This is a genomic window from Mesorhizobium sp. EU05-FHT14A09, from assembly GCF_058790995.1.
Genome location: NZ_JBYTDF010000014.1, coordinates 66,879 through 84,173, shown reverse-complemented (window position 1 = coordinate 84,173; position 17,295 = coordinate 66,879). Strand labels below are relative to the sequence as shown.

Annotated in this window: 16 protein-coding genes; 11 read left to right on the top strand and 5 right to left on the bottom strand. The window is 63.5% G+C overall.

What is annotated here, in order from left to right:
• Positions 1–59 precede the first annotated feature (59 nt).
• The 5 genes from AC3WTO_RS29485 (at position 60) to AC3WTO_RS29465 (ending at position 3,131) form a co-directional block, all read left to right on the top strand.
• A complete protein-coding gene (locus AC3WTO_RS29485; RefSeq protein WP_492464480.1) occupies positions 60–416 on the top strand; it encodes a GFA family protein in 357 nt (118 codons plus the stop codon).
• 37 nt (positions 417–453) lie between these two features.
• Positions 454–1,047 (top strand): hypothetical protein, encoded by a 594-nt coding sequence (locus AC3WTO_RS29480; protein ID WP_492464481.1) that lies wholly within the window; start codon positions 454–456, stop codon positions 1,045–1,047.
• 56 nt (positions 1,048–1,103) lie between these two features.
• Positions 1,104–1,703 carry a glutathione S-transferase family protein gene (locus AC3WTO_RS29475; RefSeq protein ID WP_492464482.1) on the top strand — a complete coding sequence of 200 codons (600 nt, stop codon included), beginning with the start codon at positions 1,104–1,106 and terminating at the stop codon, positions 1,701–1,703.
• 142 nt (positions 1,704–1,845) lie between these two features.
• Complete coding sequence (locus AC3WTO_RS29470) at positions 1,846–2,286, top strand: DUF3995 domain-containing protein (protein ID WP_492464483.1); 441 nt, start codon at positions 1,846–1,848, stop codon at positions 2,284–2,286.
• An 83-nt stretch (positions 2,287–2,369) separates the two neighbouring features.
• Positions 2,370–3,131, top strand: a complete 762-nt coding sequence (locus tag AC3WTO_RS29465; RefSeq protein ID WP_492464484.1) for a class II aldolase and adducin N-terminal domain-containing protein — start codon at positions 2,370–2,372, stop codon at positions 3,129–3,131.
• A 213-nt stretch (positions 3,132–3,344) separates the two neighbouring features.
• On the opposite strand, the gene AC3WTO_RS29460 is transcribed toward AC3WTO_RS29465, so the two are convergent.
• The 3 genes from AC3WTO_RS29460 to pncA form a co-directional block, all read right to left on the bottom strand.
• Positions 3,345–3,977: an HAD family hydrolase gene (locus AC3WTO_RS29460; RefSeq protein ID WP_492464485.1), complete on the bottom strand. Its 633-nt coding sequence runs from the start codon at positions 3,975–3,977 to the stop codon at positions 3,345–3,347.
• A 171-nt stretch (positions 3,978–4,148) separates the two neighbouring features.
• Positions 4,149–5,549, bottom strand: coding sequence for a sodium:proton antiporter (locus tag AC3WTO_RS29455; RefSeq protein ID WP_492464558.1), 1,401 nt, complete (start codon positions 5,547–5,549; stop codon positions 4,149–4,151).
• An 88-nt stretch (positions 5,550–5,637) separates the two neighbouring features.
• Positions 5,638–6,237, bottom strand: a complete 600-nt coding sequence (pncA, locus tag AC3WTO_RS29450; RefSeq protein WP_492464486.1) for a bifunctional nicotinamidase/pyrazinamidase — start codon at positions 6,235–6,237, stop codon at positions 5,638–5,640.
• 288 nt (positions 6,238–6,525) lie between these two features.
• On the opposite strand from pncA, the gene AC3WTO_RS29445 reads away from it, so the two are divergent.
• The 6 genes from AC3WTO_RS29445 (at position 6,526) to AC3WTO_RS29420 (ending at position 13,695) form a co-directional block, all read left to right on the top strand.
• Complete coding sequence (locus tag AC3WTO_RS29445) at positions 6,526–7,383, top strand: FAD binding domain-containing protein (protein WP_492464487.1); 858 nt, start codon at positions 6,526–6,528, stop codon at positions 7,381–7,383.
• Positions 7,380–10,154, top strand: a complete 2,775-nt coding sequence (locus tag AC3WTO_RS29440) for a molybdopterin-dependent oxidoreductase (RefSeq protein ID WP_492464488.1) — start codon at positions 7,380–7,382, stop codon at positions 10,152–10,154. Before AC3WTO_RS29445 ends, AC3WTO_RS29440 begins: the two co-directional genes overlap by 4 nt.
• Complete coding sequence (locus AC3WTO_RS29435; RefSeq protein ID WP_492464489.1) at positions 10,151–11,686, top strand: 6-hydroxynicotinate reductase; 1,536 nt, start codon at positions 10,151–10,153, stop codon at positions 11,684–11,686. Before AC3WTO_RS29440 ends, AC3WTO_RS29435 begins: the two co-directional genes overlap by 4 nt.
• Positions 11,683–12,576: a UPF0280 family protein gene (locus AC3WTO_RS29430; protein ID WP_492464490.1), complete on the top strand. Its 894-nt coding sequence runs from the start codon at positions 11,683–11,685 to the stop codon at positions 12,574–12,576. Before AC3WTO_RS29435 ends, AC3WTO_RS29430 begins: the two co-directional genes overlap by 4 nt.
• Positions 12,569–13,153: an amino acid synthesis family protein gene (locus tag AC3WTO_RS29425; protein ID WP_492464491.1), complete on the top strand. Its 585-nt coding sequence runs from the start codon at positions 12,569–12,571 to the stop codon at positions 13,151–13,153. The genes AC3WTO_RS29430 and AC3WTO_RS29425 overlap by 8 nt, the downstream gene beginning before the upstream one ends.
• Before the next feature lie 62 nt (positions 13,154–13,215).
• Complete coding sequence (locus AC3WTO_RS29420; protein ID WP_492464492.1) at positions 13,216–13,695, top strand: MarR family winged helix-turn-helix transcriptional regulator; 480 nt, start codon at positions 13,216–13,218, stop codon at positions 13,693–13,695.
• Positions 13,696–13,725: 30 nt separating this feature from the next.
• Here the strand turns inward: AC3WTO_RS29420 and AC3WTO_RS29415 are convergent, their stop codons facing one another.
• Both AC3WTO_RS29415 and AC3WTO_RS29410 read right to left on the bottom strand, forming a co-directional pair.
• Entirely contained in the window at positions 13,726–14,166 is a 441-nt protein-coding gene (locus tag AC3WTO_RS29415; RefSeq protein WP_492464493.1) for a hypothetical protein, read from the bottom strand.
• A gap of 58 nt (positions 14,167–14,224) precedes the next feature.
• Positions 14,225–17,287 carry an efflux RND transporter permease subunit gene (locus tag AC3WTO_RS29410; RefSeq protein ID WP_492464494.1) on the bottom strand — a complete coding sequence of 1,021 codons (3,063 nt, stop codon included), beginning with the start codon at positions 17,285–17,287 and terminating at the stop codon, positions 14,225–14,227.
• Positions 17,288–17,295 lie beyond the last annotated feature (8 nt).

The window sequence follows — 17,295 nt, the reverse complement described above, 5'->3', positions numbered from 1 at the left end:
GTCCCACGGCTTAAGGTTTGGCTACGAAACACGAACAAGCGGCGGTAGAGGGATTTCACATGGCGATTAAGACATACAACGGCAGTTGCCACTGCGGTGCGGTGAAGTATGAGGCAACCGTCGATCTCGACCACACCATATCCTGCAACTGCTCACGCTGCGGCAGGTTGGGCAGCATCCTCACTTTCGCACCGGCGGAGAACTTCACCTTGCTGTCCGGTGAGGATGTCTTGACGGATTACCTGTTCAACAAACATGTCATCCATCACCTGTTCTGCCGGGTCTGCGGCATCGAATCCTTTGCCCGCGGAACCAAGCCCGACGGCACGGCATCGGTTGCCATCAACGCGCGCTGCCTCGAAGGGGTCGAACCCGATGCGCTGACGCCGCAGAAATTCAACGGGCGGGATCGCTAGGTGGTGGCGGACTTCTGACAAAGCGACGGTGAGCCCGATGGAGCAGCCTCTATCCCAGGCGCATGACGTTTTCCCGCATCTGCGCATCGTCATGGGCATGGTGATCGGTCTCGGTGTCACGCGCCTGCTGTCCGGTGTCGCCCGCATCATCCAGCACCCCGCGGCCTACAGGCTCTATCCGGTGCATCTGGCCTGGGTGGCGTCGCTGCTGCTGACGCTGGTGCATTTCTGGTGGTGGCAGTTCGGACTCTTTGAGGTCGCCGAGTGGACCTTCGGCAAGTATCTCTTCATCATCGGCTATTCGGTGACGCTCTATCTGTTGTGCGCGTTCCTGTTTCCCGATTCGATGCAGGATTACCAAAGCTACGAAGACTACTTCTTTGCGCGCCGGAACTGGTTCTTCGGCCTGCTGGCAGCGACCTATCTGCTCGATGTCGTCGATACACTGTTGAAGGGCGAGGCGCATTTCGCGCGTTTCGGTCACGAGTATCTGATCCGCACGCCACTGTTTGTCGTCCTGTGTGGCATCGCGATCTTCACTGCGAACCGGCGCTTTCACCTGGCTTTCATCGTCTTCACGATGATCTACCAGGCATGGTGGATCCTGCGGCTCTTCGACACCATCGTCTGACCGTGCTTGGGTGCGAGAGCGCGATGGTCTAGAACGCGATCTTCGGAGGTAGCGGCATGTACAAGGCTGTCGGATCGCGTGGGTCGCGGGTTTCCCGCGTCACGTGGATGCTGGAAGAACTCGGCGAACCCTATGAGTTCGTTCCGGTGAAGCTGCGTTCGGCGGAGGCTTATGCGCTGAACCCCTCGGGCAAGGTGCCGATCCTGATCGACGACGATTTGACCATCACGGACTCTGCCGCGATCTGCATCTACCTGGCCGACAAGCACGCCGACAAAGGCATGGGCGCCAATGCCGGGCTTGCCGGGCGTGCGGAAATGGATTCCTGGATGCATTTCGCGCAGTCGGAGTTCGAGGCCCCGCTGTGGAACAAGCTGCGTCATCGTTTCATCCTGCCAAGCGACGTACGCGTCGATGTCGGGCCGGCGGCGGCGTATGATTTCGCCTCCGAAGTGAAGGCGTTGGAGCGCCGCCTGGGCGAAAAACAATTTGCGCTGGGCGATCGCTTTTCAGCAGTCGATGTGTTGTTGGGCGACATGGGCGCCTGGGCACGCGCCGGCAAGTTCCCGATCGCGTCGGACAGCGTCAACGCTTACATGGATCGTGTGCTGGAACGGTCCGCCCGCACCCGCTCGCAAGCCGTTTGCGGCTACTAGGGCGCCGCGCGTCCTTTTGGACGCGCAAAGGTCGCTCTAGCACTTTGATTTTGCGCATGATCCTTTCCGAAAATCGATTCCGATTTTCGGGGTCATGCGCTGATAGCCAGCTCAGCCATCGCCCATTTCGAGCATATCGTTCATGATCGTTCTTGCCTTCGCGCTTTCCGCAATCCTGCTGGTGATCACCACGCTGCATGTCTATTGGGGCATCGGCGGCATCTGGCCCGGCCATGATGCCGCCTCCTGCGCCCGTGCGGTCGTCGGAACGCGCGGCATCAGCGAGATGCCCTCGACCTTTGCCTGCTTCGCGGTTGCCGCCTGCCTGGTCCTGGCAACGCTTTGGCCGTTGGCGTTGATGGGTGTTTTCGCAACGCCGTTTCCACAGCAGGGCCTTGCCGCCACGTCGGTAATGATCGCCTTTGTGTTCCTCGGCCGTGGTCTGCTCGGCTTCACGTCCTGGTGGCGCCACCAGGCCCCGGAGCAGCCTTTCGCGCGGCTCGACCGGAGTTTCTACTCGCCGCTCTGCCTGTTGATCGGTCTGGGCTTCGTGGTTCTCGGCGTCTCACAGTTCCCGACCTGATTTCGGAAAACTGGATCATCCGTTTCCGGTTGCCGTCACCTCAGGCGCGCGTCATGCTCGCATCTCCACGGAGGAGAATGACGATGAGCCTTGCGCGCCTGCAAAAGCAGTCCAATCTGCCCTTCTATGACGAGCGGGTCGACCTTGCCTGCGCCTTCCGCTGGACCGCGCGCCTCAACATGCATGAAGCCGTTGCCAATCATTTTTCCTTGGCGGTCAACGACGATGGCACGCGCTTCCTGATGAATCCCAACCAGGTGCACTTCTCGCGCGTCAAGGCGAGCGACCTCATCCTGATCGACGCCAACGACCCCGAGACCCTGAGCGGCCCCAACGCACCGGACCCTACCGCCTGGGGCCTGCATGGCGCCATCCATCGCAATGTCCCGCACGCGCGTTGCGTCATGCATGTGCATTCGATCCATGCCACCGTGCTGGCGTCGCTGGCCGACTCCACCTTGCCGCCGATCGACCAGAACTCGGCTGCCTTCTTCAACCGCACCATCGTCGACGAGCACTATGGCGGGCTTGCCTTCGAGGAGGAGGGCGAGCGCTGTTCGAACCTGCTGGCCAATCCGAAGCACAGGGTGATGATCATGGGCAACCACGGCGTGCTGGTCATCGGCGACAGCGTGGCCGATGCCTTCAACCGCATGTTCTATTTCGAGCGTGCGGCCGAGACCTATATCAAGGCTCTATGGACCGGCCGGCCGTTGCGGGTGCTTTCCGACGAGGTCGCCGAAAAGACGGCATCGGAAATGGACGATTATCCCGGCCAGGCCGAACGACATCTGGCCGAGTTGAAGGCGATCCTCGACGAGCAGGAGCCTGCCTACCGCAATTGACCCGGCGGTTGATACCAATGGTCGTATGACCGTTGGAGCGCGCGCCAATTGACCGTGTGCTTGGGCGCCGCGCCTGTTGGCGCGTAGGCTGGAGCGTTTCCCTTTTTCGGAAACGCGGGGACGCTCCAATTCTTGCTGGAATTACTCTGGCAGCCCGGATGGGCCGCGCCGGCGATTGAGGCGTCCTGGATGTATCAACATCCAGGACCGTATTCAGAGCCCGAGTTCGGCGCGCAGTTCGTTCGCCGTATCGATGTTGACAGCGCCGTCGGGGCCTGGCATCGGCCGTTCCGGCCAGAAGATCGTCTTCATGCCGGCGGCCAGGCCCGACATCGCGCCCGTCACGCTGTCGTCGATCGCGACCGCTTCACTGGGGTCGACATCGAACAGCCAGGCCGCGCGCAGGAACGGTTCGGGGTGTGGCTTGCCCTCGCGCACGTCGTTGCGGCTCACAGTCTTCATGCCGGCATGGGAAAGGCCGACCGCACCCAGATTGGCATCGACGATCAGCCGGTCCGAGTTCGACACCACCGCCTGCGGCACGCCAAGCGCCCGCAGTTCCTGATAGATTTCGATCGCCCCCGGCCGCGGCTGCAAGCCGGCGACATTGGCCATGTAGTAATCATATTTGAGCGTGATCCATTCATCGAACGGCAGCGTCAGGCCGAATTCGTCGCGCATCATGTCGTAGACGAAGGCGGCGGTCTTGCCGAGCACGCGCTCGTGCAGGTCGGCGGGTGCCTCAAGGCCCACACTGCGCATCGCCGAAACCAGCGCCGCATCGTGCAGCGGCTCGCTGTCGACGAGCGTTCCATCCATGTCCCAGAAAACGGCTTTTGGCAGCATTGGTTATCCTTTCGCCGTTATAGCGCCGCGCGTTCTTTCGAATGCGCGGCGCTATAACACGTTGATTTGGCGCATGACGGGTGACGCATGTCACCCCGGGTGACGCATGCCACCCCTGCCTTTCCGAAAATCAATTCCGATTTTCGGAGTCATGCGCTGGTCTTTACAGCCTCACCGGAAGAAGACAAACCCGGCGAGGATGAAAGTTGGGATCAGCACCGCGCCCGACCATAGCATATAGCCGAAGAAACCAGGCATCCTGACGCCCTGATGGCGAGCAATGGCGTAGACCATGAAGTTGGGTGCATTGCCGATATAGGTGTTGGCGCCCATGAAGACGGCGCCGGCCGAGATCGCGGCCAGCGTCGTCGCCAGTTCCGTCATCAGATGACGCGCATCGCCACCGGCCAGTTCGAAGAAGACGAGATAGGTCGGCGCATTGTCGAGGAAGGAAGACAGCGCTCCGGTCAGCCAGAAATAGGCGAGATCATTGGGTGTTCCGTCAGCGGCCGTCACCAGGGCAACCAGGGGCGCCAGGGCGCCGTCCTTGCCGGCTTTCAGGATGGCGATCACCGGCACGATGCAGATGAAGATCGCGGCGAAGAGTTTCGCCACCTCCGCGATCGGTCCCCAGGCAAAGCCATTGGCATTGCGGTATTCGGCGCGCGACACCGCCAGCGAAACGAAGGCAAGCGCCAGGATGATCGCGTCGCGCACCAGGTTCTGCAGTTCCAGCACCACGCCGAACACCGGGATCTCGACACCGGGTTTCCAGGATGCCGACAGCAGGATGGCGGCGATCACGCCGGCAAGCAACGGCAGGTTGGGCAGGCCGCGCAGGCGCACTTTGGAATCCGGCGTCGGGTCCTTGATCTTTGGCCGGCCCCCTTCGCGCCGATGCAGGATGAAGTCCAGCACCAGGAAGGCGGCCAGCACCAGCACGCTGACGAACAGCGTTTCCCGCCACAGGTTCGCCGTCGTCCAGAAGAAATCGACGCCACGCAGGAAACCGACGAAGAGCGGCGGATCGCCGAGCGGGGTCAGCGAGCCGCCGATGTTGGAGACCAGGAAGATGAAGAAGACGACGACATGGGCGTTGAACGGCCGGTTGTCGTTTGCGCGGATGACGGGCCGGATCATGATCATCGAGGCGCCGGTGGTGCCGACCACCGAGGCAAGGATCGCGCCGATCAGGAGCAGGCCGGTATTTGTCCACGGCGTGCCATGGATGTTGCCGGCAACGAGGATGCCGCCCGCGATGGTGAACAGGGCAAACAGCAGGATGATGAACGACATGTACTCGGTGAGTAGTGCATGCAGCACGGCGCCGAGGGAAAGCTCCGCCCCGAACGCCATCGCCATCGGCGCGACGGCCAAGGCAGCCCAGCCCGCTGCGATCTTGCCGTAGTGGTGTTCCCACAGATGCGGAAACAGCAGCGGTCCGCTGGCGATCGACAACAGCAGGCCGGCGAAAGGCAACGCCCACCAGAGTGACATCGCCGCGCCTGGCAATCCCTCGGATGCGAAAGCGGGAACGATGCTCCCACACAGCAGCGCAGCAGCCGCGAGAATTTTCCTGAAATGCACTCTGCCCCTCAAACGCCTAAAGCGTGATCCCGAAAAGTGGGAACCGGTTTCGGATCACGCTTCCAACAAGAACTTAAACCAGCACCACGCCGGCGTCGCGCATGCGGCCAAGCATGGCATCGAGCGAGCCGTTCAGGTCGATGCCGCGGCAGGCATCGAGGCGTACCGTCGTCGCGAAACCCTGGCTGATCGCATCGAGCGCCGAGAAGGCCACGCAGAAATCCGTTGCCAGGCCAACCAGCGTGACGGCGCCGATGCCGCGCTCACGCAGGTAACCGGCGAGGCCGGTCGGCGTCGAATGATCATTTTCGAAGAAGGCCGAATAGCTGTCGATGCCGGGGCGGAACCCCTTGCGGATGATCAGTTCCGCCTTGCTCCAGGCGAGGCCTGAGTGGAAGTCGGAACCGAGGCTGCCCTGGATGCAATGGTCGGGCCACAGGGTCTGCGGGCCATAAGGCATCTCGATCATCTCGAACGGCTGCTTGCCCGCATGGCTGGATGCGAAACTGGAATGACCGGCCGGATGCCAGTCTTGTGTCATCACCACGTGCCCGGCGTTGCGGATCAGGTCGTTGACCAGCGGTACGATCTCATCGCCATCAGTCACGGCAAGGGCACCGCCCGGACAGAAATCGTTCTGCAGATCGACAACGATCAATGCTTCGTCAGCCATGGGGTTTCCTTTCGACATGCAGGAGAAGGCCGCCCGTTGAGGACATACCCCGACGACCGGGGTGGAGAAACTTTATCAGATGGCCGCCCGCGTCAACCTTCTAAAGCGAGAGACCGCCGAAGACGGCCACCAATGCCGTCCGCTTTGACAAAGCCGGTGCGACTGATATCATTTGCATACGAATGAATTTGCCGGCGATGCACCGGTCGATCGTGGTGTATGAGCCTGAAAAGATCATGCGCCAATCAGGGGAAGAAACCTCCTTCGGGAGGAACCGGGAAGGCAGGCGTGATCCGTTACGCGAAACCCGCCACACTCGACGAAGCGCTCGCGCTGCTCGGCGAAACATCGTGGCGTGTGCTTGCCGGCGGCACCGACTTCTACCCGGCCTTGGGCAATAAACCCATTCGCGAAAACATCCTCGACATCAACGGCATCGGCACGCTGCGCGGCGTTGTCGAAGACGAGACGTGGTGGTCGATCGGCGCCCGCACGACCTGGACCGACATCATCCGCCAGCCGCTTCCTGCCGCTTTCGACGCGCTGAAGCAGGCCGGGCGCGAAGTCGGCTCGCCACAGATCCAGAATGTCGCGTCGGTCGCCGGCAATCTCTGCAACGCATCGCCCGCGGCAGATGGTGTGCCCGCATTGCTGGTACTGGACGCCGAGGTGGAATTGCGCTCGCTCGAAGGTGTCCGGCATCTGCCGCTGGCAGACTTCATCCTTGGCAATCGCCGCATCGCCCGCCGACCCGACGAACTGCTCACTGCAATCCGTGTCCCCAAGACCGGTGCGGTCGGGACGTCTGGTTTCGTCAAGCTCGGCGCGCGGCGATATCTGGTGATCTCGATTGCCATGGCGGCTGTCCGGCTGTCCGTCGAGGACGAGGTCATCCGGCGCGCCGCAGTTGCCGTCGGCGCCTGCTCGGCCGTCGCGACGCGGCTGCCGCATCTCGAGCAGGCGCTTGTCGGCAAGATGCTCGCCGATCCCCTGGTCGATATCGTCAATGCCGCTCCGATGCCACAGCTGGCGCCGATCGATGACGTGCGTGGCTCCGCCGCCTATCGACTCGAGGCGGCCCGCGAAATCGTTGCCCGCGCCGTCCAGGCTGTCGCCGGTGAATGCTCGGAGAGGGCTGCGGCATGAGCATGCAGCGCGGGGAGATCAGCTTTCAGGTCAACACCGTTCAGGCGTCCGTATCGGCTTCGCCCGTCAGCCGGCTGTCGTCGATCCTGCGCGATGAATTGCGGCTGACTGGAACCAAGGTCGGGTGTGATGCAGGAGACTGCGGGGCCTGCACCGTGCTTGTCGATGGCGAGCCGGTCTGTGCCTGCCTGACACCCGTCGCGTCCGTCGAAGGCGCCAGCATCACGACCGTCGAGGGGCTGGCCAATGGCCGGCTGTCTGCGCTGCAGGCATCGTTTCTCAAACACGGCGCCGCGCAGTGTGGCATCTGCACGCCGGGACTTCTGGTGACCGCGACCGCGCTTCTGGAGAAGAACCCGCATCCCGATGAAGCCGAAGTGCGCGATGCGCTGGGTGGAATTCTCTGTCGCTGCACCGGCTATCGTAAAATCATCGCGGCGGTTCTGGATGTCGCGGGGAGCAATCCGGACGGGCAACACGCGGACATGGACTTCCGCTTGCCACTTGCCGGCAGGGCAGTCGGATCCTCGCCCGTACGGCTGGATGGCGTGCCGAAGGTGACGGGCGCCGAGACGTTCGGAGCCGACGCTTTCCCCGAAGATGCGCTGGCCGTCCTGGTCGTGCGCTCTCCCCATCATCATGCCCGTTTCTCATTCGGCGACCTCACAGCCTGGCAGGCCGTGCATCCCGGCGTTGTCGCCATATTCACCGCTGTCGATGTTCCGGGCCGGAACCTGGTCGGCGTCATCCCGGCTTTCGCCGACCAGCCTGCGCTGGCGGAGCGTGTCGTTCGTTTCCGCGGCGAGGCGGTGGCTCTAGTCGCCGCGGAACGGTCGGCTGCGGCCGATCTCGACCTCGCCGATTTCCCGATTTCATGGTCGCAGGATCCGCATCTCCTGACCGTGGACGAGGCGCAGGCGCAGAACGCCGTTGCGATCCATACGGCCCGCGCCGGCAATCTTCTGACGAAGGGTTTCGTCGAACGCGGCGACCCCGACAGCGCTCTGGCGGCTGCCTTCATCACGGCGTCGGCGACGATCGAAACGTCTTATGTCGAGCATGCCTATATCGAGCCGGAAGCGGGCTATGCCTATCTGGATGGCGACACCCTGGTTGTCGTCGCCTGCACGCAGGCTCCCTACATGGATCGTGACGATACCGCGCGCGTTCTGGGGCTCACCCCGGACAAGGTGCGTATCGTGCCGACGGCGACCGGCGGCGGTTTCGGGTCCAAGCTCGATATCTCGGTGCAGCCATTGATCGGCTTGGTCGCCCTGAAGACAGGCCGGCCGGCTGCCCTGGCTTTCTCCCGGTCGGAATCGATGATGGCGACGACCAAGCGTCATCCGGCAGCGATGCGCGCCATGGTCGGTGCGGGGGCTGACGGCGCGATCTGCGCCATGCGCTTCGAGGGCGATTTCAATACCGGCGCCTATGCCAGCTGGGGACCGACGGTGGCCAACCGTGTGCCGGTGCATGCGTCCGGCCCCTATGTCACGCCGCACTACCGTGCCGAGGGTCGCGCCATTCACACCAACGGTCCGATTTCCGGCGCCTTCCGCGGCTTCGGCGTGCCGCAGGCTACGATCATGCAGGAGGCGCTGTACGACCAGCTGGCCGAAAGGCTCGGGATCGATCGGCTGCAGTTCCGGCTGAAGAACTGCCTGCGCGACGGCTCGGAGACGGTCACCGGCCAGAAGCTCGAAGCCGGCGTCGGCATCGGCGCCTGTCTCGAGGCGCTCGAACCGCATTGGACGCGCGCGCTGGCCGAGGCGGATCGCTTCAATGTCGGCGATGAAACGGCAAGAGATTTGCTGCGGCGCGGTGTCGGCATCGCGTCCTGCTGGTATGGCTGCGGCAACACCTCGCTGCCCAATCCTTCGACCATCAGGCTGGGCATCGCGCGGACGGGTGCAGTCATTCTGCACCAGGGCGCGGTCGATATCGGGCAGGGCTCCAACACCGTCATTGCGCAGATCTGTGCCGACGCGCTCGGCATCCCGCTGCACGATATGAAACTGAAAGGTGCCGACACCGCAATCTCCCCTGACGCCGGCAAGACGTCGGCCTCTCGCCAGACCTTCGTCACCGGCAAGGCCGCGGAAAAAGCAGGGCGTGCCTTGCGCGAGCAGGTCTTGCGCTATGCCAATGTCTCCGGCGCCGCCACGCTAGCGTTCGAAGAAGGCCTGCTCCTCATCCGCGAAGGGGATGCCACGCGCCGCATCGATCTCGCCGCACTGGCCCTGGATGATGACGGCTACGTCTTCCGCGCCGAGGAGACCTACGATCCGCCGACCTCGGCACTCGATGCCAAGGGACAGGGCAAGCCCTATGCCGTCTACGGCTATGGCGCGCAGATCGCCGAACTCGAGGTGGACATGCGCCTCGGCACGGTGCGGCTGATCAAGATCACGGCCGCACACGACGTCGGCAAGGCGATCAATCCGGTGCTTGCCGAGGGTCAGATCGAAGGCGGTATCGCCCAGGGCATTGGCATGGCACTGATGGAAGAATACATCCCCGGTCGCACCGAGAACCTGCACGACTATCTCATCCCGACCATCGGCGACGTGCCGCCGGTCGAGACGATCCTGGTTGAGGTGCCGGATCCGGAGGGGCCTTTCGGCGCCAAGGGGCTCGGCGAGCACTCGCTGATCCCGACCGCGCCGGCAATCCTCAACGCCATCCGCCATGCCACCGGCGCGATGATGGCGAAGGTGCCGGCTACACCGTCGCGCATCCTCGCCGCCATCCGGGAGGCGGGCCAGTGAGCGAACTCGCCGAACGTTTCGACACGCACGACCCGGGCGAAAAGCAGCTTGCTGAGAAGATCCGCTGCGATGCCTGCCCGGTCATGTGCTACATCGCCGAAGGCCGCACGGGCGCCTGCGACCGATATGGCAACCGGGCCGGGCGGGTGGTGCGGCTCGATCCACTGACCATTCTTGAGCATGCCGCCGAGACCGGCCAGGCCGTCGTCCCCTTCGTCGCGGACGGCGAGGCGTGGTCAGGCGAACTCGTCAACACCGGCCGGCGTTTCGTGACGGCGATCGGTGCCGGCACCACCTATCCGGACTATAAGCCGGCGCCCTTTATCGTCAGTCAGGAGGTGGAAGGGGTCGACCTCGTCACCGTGGTGACCGAGGGCATCTTCTCCTATTGCGGCGTCAAGGTGAAGATCGACACCGACCGTCATGTCGGCGACGAGACGGCAACCGTGCGCGCGGGCGGCGAGGCGATCGGCCACATCACCACCGGCGAATATGGTTCGCAGATGTTGTCACTGGGCGGCGTGCATCACCTCACCGGCGGCTCCAAGTCGGAAGGCCGCGCCACCTGCGATGCCTTGCTGGCGCTGTGCAATCAGCAGCCGGTCGAGCTTGCCATTGATGGCGGCGCCACCGTCGTCGTGCAGGCGGGCAAGGCTCCGGTAATCGACGGCAAGCTGGAACATCGCATGCGGGTTGGCTGCGGTTCGGCCACCATCGGCATGTTCGCCGCGCAATGGCGCGGGCTGGTCGATGAGGTTGTCGTGGTGGACGATCACATCACCGGTGTGGTTTCCGAACATCAGGCCGGCAAGGTGCTCGGCTGGCCGGACACCGGCATTCGCATCGTCGGCCGCCGCTCCACGCCGGGCCGCTATTTCAAGGTCTCGGAACCGGGGCTCGGCTGGGGTGGCACCGCCATCGATGATCCGTTGTCGATCCTCGGTGCCTGGAATGCCGGCAAGGGCGCCCGCCCAGGCCTGTCGCTGCTGATGGTTTCCACCACCGGCGAGCAGTTTGCCTATTACGAACTGGATGACGAGCTGAAACCGGTTGAAAAGCCGTTCCCCGAACGGTTGCGCAAATCGGTGACGCTCATCGAGGAGAATTGCGAGCCGGCACTGTGCACGGTGCTGTTCATCGGCGGCGCTGGCGGCAGTCTCAGGGCCGGCGTGACGGAAAACCCGGTCAACCTCACGCGGTCCGTGCAGCGGCTGGAGACCTATGTCACCGTTGGCGGTGCGCCGGTCTATGTCTGGCCGGGCGGCGGCATCACCTTGATGGTCGATGTCAGTCGCGTGCCGCAAGGCGCGTTCGGCTATGTGCCGACGCCGGCACTGGTGGCGCCGATCGAATTCACCCTGCGCCGCGACGATTATCTCCGGCTGGGCGGTTATGAGGCCGAGATCCGCAGCCTTGCCGATATTGTCGCGCGCGGTGGCGAATATCTCAATGCGCGCAGCAACAGGGGAGCGTCCGAGGAAAATCCCTGGCCGCCCCTGGCGCAGCTCAAGCGCAACGGAGGTGGCTTGTGAACGGGCCGCAGGCGCATTGGCTCTCCGACGGCAGGAGGCTGCATCTCAATCACGGCCCCATCGACCTGATCATCGAAGCATTCGGCGATGCGATCGAGGTGCGGACAGCCTATGAGCAGGCGATCGGGCGCTTCCAGACCGTCCTGTCGGAGCTGGTTGGGGAGCTGCCGGCCCTGCGCCGTCCCGCCTCGGTCGGCCAACGCTCCTTCACGGGACCGACCGCGCGGCGCATGGAAGCCGCTGTCTCGCCTTTGGCGGAACACTTCATCACACCGATGGCGGCCGTTGCCGGCTCGGTCGCCGACGAAATGCTGGCCGCGATGGTTTCGGGACGAAAGCTCGATCGTGCCTATGTCAACAATGGCGGCGACAGCGCGTTGCATCTGGCCCCCGGCCGGTCGATGACGCTGGCGATCGCGGGGACCGGGCACGGCATGGCAGACCGTATTCTCCTGCGTGCCGAAGACGGCGTGCATGGTGTTGCCACCAGCGGCTGGCGCGGGCGATCATTTTCGCTCGGCATCGCCGATGCGGTCACCGTGCTGGCGACTTCGGGAGCGGCGGCCGATGCGGCCGCCACGCTGATCGCCAACGCCGTCGACCTGCCCGGCCATGCTTCAGTTAAACGACAGCCGGCTGTTGAACTCGCTCCCGACAGCGATCTCGGTGCGCGGCTTGTGACGGTTGAGGTCGCGATGCTATCGCCGCCGGAAACGGCGCAAGCTCTGCAAGCCGGACTGGCCGTCGCCGAGGGCTATCGCCGGCGAGGCCTGATCGCGGCGGCGGCTCTGTTCCTCAACGGCGCGACCGCTCTCGCCGGGAATTTTCCCAATCCTGACAGCGATCGCATGCTGTCCTCCGACAAAACCAAGGATCTCGTCCATGCCTGAATTTCCCATTCGCAAGATCGCGGTGCTGACCGAGGAAATCGTCCACGATGGCGGACCAGCGGTGAATGTGCCGCGCCGGCGCGCTGCGGCGATGGCGTTGGTCAGGAACCCGTTCGCCGGGCGCTATGTGGAAGAATTGCAGGGCGCGATGGAGGATTTGAAGCCGCTCGGCCTGATCCTGACCGACCGGCTGATCGCGGCGCTCGGCGGCGACGCTCATGTCATCGACGGCTATGGCAAGGGCGCCATCGTCGGCAGCGCTGGCGAACTCGAGCATGGTGCGCTGTGGCACGTGCCCGGTGGCTATGCGATGCGGGAGCGGCTTGGCGAGGCCAAGGCGATCGTGCCTTCCGCCAAGAAGGTAGGCGGTTTCGGCGCTCGCCTCGACGTACCGATCGGCCACATCAACGCGTCTTACGTGCGCTCGCATTTCGATGCCATGGAAGTCGGGGTCGCCGATGGACCAAGGCCCGACGAGATTCTGTTCTGCCTGGTGATGACCTGTGGTCCGCGCATCCACAACCGCATGGGCGGGCTGGAGGCCAAGGACATCAAGATCTGGGACGGCCAGCGATGACGACAGCAGAGATACCGCCGGAGCATGATCCCGAAAAGTTGCAGACTTTTCGGACAAGGACCATGCTCCAGAATAAGGAAACAGAACGGAAGGCGGTGCCTTCCGTTCTGGCGATCGTCGACGATGAGCAGGTCGGCAGCTACCGCCTGCAGGATCAGGTCGGGTTTGTGTTGCGCAAGGCGCACCAGCGCCATGTGGCAATCTTTGCCAGCCGCATCGCTGATCTGACGCCGCCGCAATTCGCGGCTCTGGCCAGGCTCTATGAAGTCGGGGAGGCCTCGCAAAATCAGCTCGGCCAGATGATCGCCATGGACGCCGCCACCGTGAAGGGCGTCATCGACCGGCTGAAATCACGAGGCTATGTCTCGCTCCAGAAACACGACACCGACAAGCGGCTTCTTCTGGTGTCGCTCTCGGCGGCGGGACGCGACGCCGTGGAAGAGCTCATTCCCCTGGCCAGGACGATCACCGAGGAGACGCTGGAACCGCTGACGGCGAAAGAAGCCGCCCAGTTCCTGCGCCTGCTCGGCAAACTTGCCTGAGGTCGCTCGCACGGGAGTAGCCTTGGCTGCTCATCCAGGTTCCGGCGAGAACAGGCTCTTTGAAGTCGTGATCATTGCCGCCGCACGCCTTTGAACGTCTGGCGGCTCGAACTCCATTCTCGTCTGCTCCAGCGCGTGGCACATGGCAGGTGTAAAAGGCATCCAGTTCTGGAGGCTGTCGAGCAGTTCGTTGCTCATCATGTTTTCAAGCGGGCCAACGCCCAATTGACCGAGTGCCTTCTCGTGATCGGGTATCCGAGCCTGTTTGATGATGGCGAGAGCTCGTTTCAACACAATGGCGCTTTCGGCCGGCGAATAATCGTTCGTCGTCCACCACCACTCTTCCGGGTCGCACAGATATTGCCAGACGTAGGTTTTCGCGTTCACCGGCAACAATCCCAGCGAGACGGTGTCCGGCACCCAGGAAAGATCGGATGCGATTTCCCACGGTGCAAAATCGCCTGCCTGCAACCCACCGCGGCCGCCACGCCGTCCAGTCATGCGAAAGCGTGTGCTCCGATCATCGATTTCATCCAGCAGCCTGCTGTTCTTCCGTCGGCTCCTTCAGCCGGAACCATGCGATGTAGAGCGCCGGCAGGAACAACAGGGTGATTGCCGTGCCGGCGATGATGCCACCCATCATCGCATAGGCCATCGGGCCCCAGAACACCTCGCGCGCGATCGGGATGAGTGCCAGCGACGCAGCGGCGGCGGTGAGCGCGATCGGGCGCATGCGGTGTTCGCTTGCCTCGATCACCGCCAGCCAGCGGTCCTTGCCTTCCCTGACAAGGTCCTCGATCTGCACGATCAGGATCACCGAATTGCGGATCAGGATGCCGATCAGCGCCAGCACGCCGAGCAGGGCGACAAAGCCCATCGGAGATCCCGAGGACACCAGCGCCACCACCACGCCGATCAGGCCGAGCGGCGCCACCGCCACCACCAGGAACAGGCGCTGGAAACTCTGCAGCTGGATCATCAGGATGGTCGCCATGACGAACAGCATCAGGGGCACCACGGCAGCGATCGGTCCCTGGCTCTTGGCGCTTTCTTCGACCGAGCCGCCGGTGACGACGTTGTAGCCCGCAGGCAGGTCGGCAATGAAGGCATTGATCGTCGGCTTCAGCTCGTTGACGACGGTATCCGGCAAGGCATCGCCGACCAGCCCGGCCCGCACCGTCAGTGTCGGGATGCGGCTGCGTCGCCAGATCGTCGGCTGCTCCAGCGCGTAGTCGAAATTGGCCACCGCGGCGAGCGGGATGGACTCGCCCGTGCCGGTCGGCAACTGCATGTTCTTCAGCGTTTCCAGCGAACTGCGCTCGGCTTCGCGCGAACGCACCACGACATTGACCAGATAGGTCGAGTCGCGCACCTGAGTGATGGTGACGCCGCCGACCACGCTGTTGAGTGCCGAGGCGATGTCCTGTGAGGTGATGCCGAGCTGGCGTGCCTTGTCCTGCAGCACGTCGACCTTCAGCACACGCTCGGGTTCGTTCCAGTCGAAATTGGGCGCAGCGAGCTTGGGATTGGTCGAGATGCGCCCTGCCAGATCCTGCGCCAGGCTGCGCACCACCTGCACGTCGGGCCCGCTGACGCGGTATTGCACCGGCCGCCCGACCGGCGGTCCGAGCTCCAGCGTCTTCACGAAGGTGTCGGTGCCGACGAAGTCTTCGCGCAAGATTTTGTCGATCGCCGCATGCACGCGGTTGCGCTCCTCGACCCCCTTGGTGACGATGACGGTCTGCCCGTAATACGGATTGGAGGGCTGTACGTCATAGGCCAGCACGAAGCGCACGGCGCTCTGGCCGACATAGGAACTCCAGTGGTCGACGTCCTTGTTGCCGACCAGCGCCATCTTCTCGAAGCGCTCCATCTGCGCGCGCGTTTCGGCGATCGAACTGTTCTGCGGCAGGTTCCAGTCGACGATCAGTTCCGGCCTGTCGGAGGCCGGGAAGAACTGCTGCTGCACCAGGGTCATGCCGGCAAGCGAGGCCAGGAAAAGCAGGACGGTGGCGACGATGGTCAGCCAGCGGCGGCGCACCGACCAAAGCAGGACACGCTGGAAAAGCGTGGTGAAGCGGCCTGGCTTGTCATCATGCTTCTTCATCGTTGCGGGCAGGAAGGTGACGCCGAGCAGTGGTGCGAACAGCACCGCCACGATCCACGAGACCAGCAGTGAGACCGCGATGACGACGAACAGCGTGAAGGTGTATTCGCCGGCGGCGCTCGAATTGAGGCCGATGGGGATGAAGCCGGCCACCGTCACCAGCGTGCCGGTGAGCATCGGGAATGCCGTTGAGGTGTAGACATAGGTCGCCGCCTTGTTGAGCGGGTCGCCTGCTTCCAGCCGAGCCACCATCATCTCGACGGCGATCATGGCGTCGTCGACGAGAAGGCCAAGCGCGATGATCAACGCCCCCAGCGAAACGCGCTGCAGCGAGATGTCGAGATAGGTCATGAACAGGAAGGTAATGGCCAGCACCAACGGGATCGACAGCGACACCACGAAGCCGGCACGCACGCCGAGGCTGACGAAGGAGACGGCGAGCACGATGGCGACCGCCTCGAACAGCGCGCGCGTGAAGCCAGAAACCGCTTCCTCGACGATCAATGGCTGGTCGGCGACCAGATGCACGCCAACGCCGATCGGCAGCTCGCCCTTCACCTCATCCATCTTGTGTTCGAGCGCCTTGCCGAAATCGAGCAGGTTGGCATTCGGCTTCATGCCGACGGCAAGTCCGATCGCTTCTTCGCCGTTGAAGCGGAACAGCGAGGCTGGCGGGTCGGTGTAGCCGCGCGTGATGGTGGCGACGTCGCTCAGCCGGAAGAAGCGGTTGTTCACCCTGAGATTGATGGCGCGCAGGCTTTCTTCGGAACTGAACTGGCCGGTGACGCGAACACTGACCTGTTCGGGCCCGGACTGGATGACGCCGGACGGCGCGATCGCATTCTGCGCCTGCAGCGAGGCGATGATCTGCTGCTGGTTAAGGCCGAGCGCAGCAATCTGGCGGGTGGAGAATTCGAGATAGATGACCTCGTCGCGCGCGCCGATGAGCTCGACCTTTCCGGCATTCGGCACGGTCAGTACCTCGGCACGGACGGTCTCCACATAGTCGCGCAACTGCCGCGGCGACAGCCCGTCGGAGGTGAAGGCATAGACGTTGCCGAACACGTCGCCGAAGCGGTCGTTGTAGAACGGCCCGAGCACGCCCTGCGGGAACTGCTGCTTGATGTCCTCGATCATGTTGCGGACCTGCAGCCAGGTTGGCACCACGTCGCGCGCCTTGGTGTTGTCCTTCAGATTGACGAAGATGATGGTGCGCCCGGCCGTGGTGACCGAACGGGTGAAGTCCAGCTTGTCGAGCTCCTCAAGCTTCTTCTCGATGCGGTCGGTGACCTGCTTGGCCTGTTCGTCCACCGAGGCGCCCGGCCAGTTGGCCTGGATCAGCATCGTCTTGATGGTGAAGGAAGGATCTTCCTCGCGGCCGAGCTTGATGTAGGCGAAGACGCCCGCCACGATGAAGACCAGCATGAAATACCAGACCAGCGAGCGGTGCTCGAGCGCCCAGTCGGACAGGTTGAAACGCTTCACGTGTCCGC

What these genes read in the sequence shown, in the direction of transcription:
- AC3WTO_RS29485 (WP_492464480.1), top strand. Translation starts at nt 60, where the DNA reads ATGGCGATTAAGACATACAACGGCAGTTGCCACTGCGGTGCGGTGAAG.
- AC3WTO_RS29480 (WP_492464481.1), top strand. Translation starts at nt 454, where the DNA reads ATGGAGCAGCCTCTATCCCAGGCGCATGACGTTTTCCCGCATCTGCGC.
- AC3WTO_RS29475 (WP_492464482.1), top strand. Translation starts at nt 1,104, where the DNA reads ATGTACAAGGCTGTCGGATCGCGTGGGTCGCGGGTTTCCCGCGTCACG.
- AC3WTO_RS29470 (WP_492464483.1), top strand. Translation starts at nt 1,846, where the DNA reads ATGATCGTTCTTGCCTTCGCGCTTTCCGCAATCCTGCTGGTGATCACC.
- AC3WTO_RS29465 (WP_492464484.1), top strand. Translation starts at nt 2,370, where the DNA reads ATGAGCCTTGCGCGCCTGCAAAAGCAGTCCAATCTGCCCTTCTATGAC.
- AC3WTO_RS29460 (WP_492464485.1), bottom strand. Translation starts at nt 3,977, where the DNA reads ATGCTGCCAAAAGCCGTTTTCTGGGACATGGATGGAACGCTCGTCGAC.
- pncA (WP_492464486.1), bottom strand. Translation starts at nt 6,237, where the DNA reads ATGGCTGACGAAGCATTGATCGTTGTCGATCTGCAGAACGATTTCTGT.
- AC3WTO_RS29440 (WP_492464488.1), top strand. Translation starts at nt 7,380, where the DNA reads ATGAGCATGCAGCGCGGGGAGATCAGCTTTCAGGTCAACACCGTTCAG.
- AC3WTO_RS29425 (WP_492464491.1), top strand. Translation starts at nt 12,569, where the DNA reads ATGCCTGAATTTCCCATTCGCAAGATCGCGGTGCTGACCGAGGAAATC.
- AC3WTO_RS29420 (WP_492464492.1), top strand. Translation starts at nt 13,216, where the DNA reads ATGCTCCAGAATAAGGAAACAGAACGGAAGGCGGTGCCTTCCGTTCTG.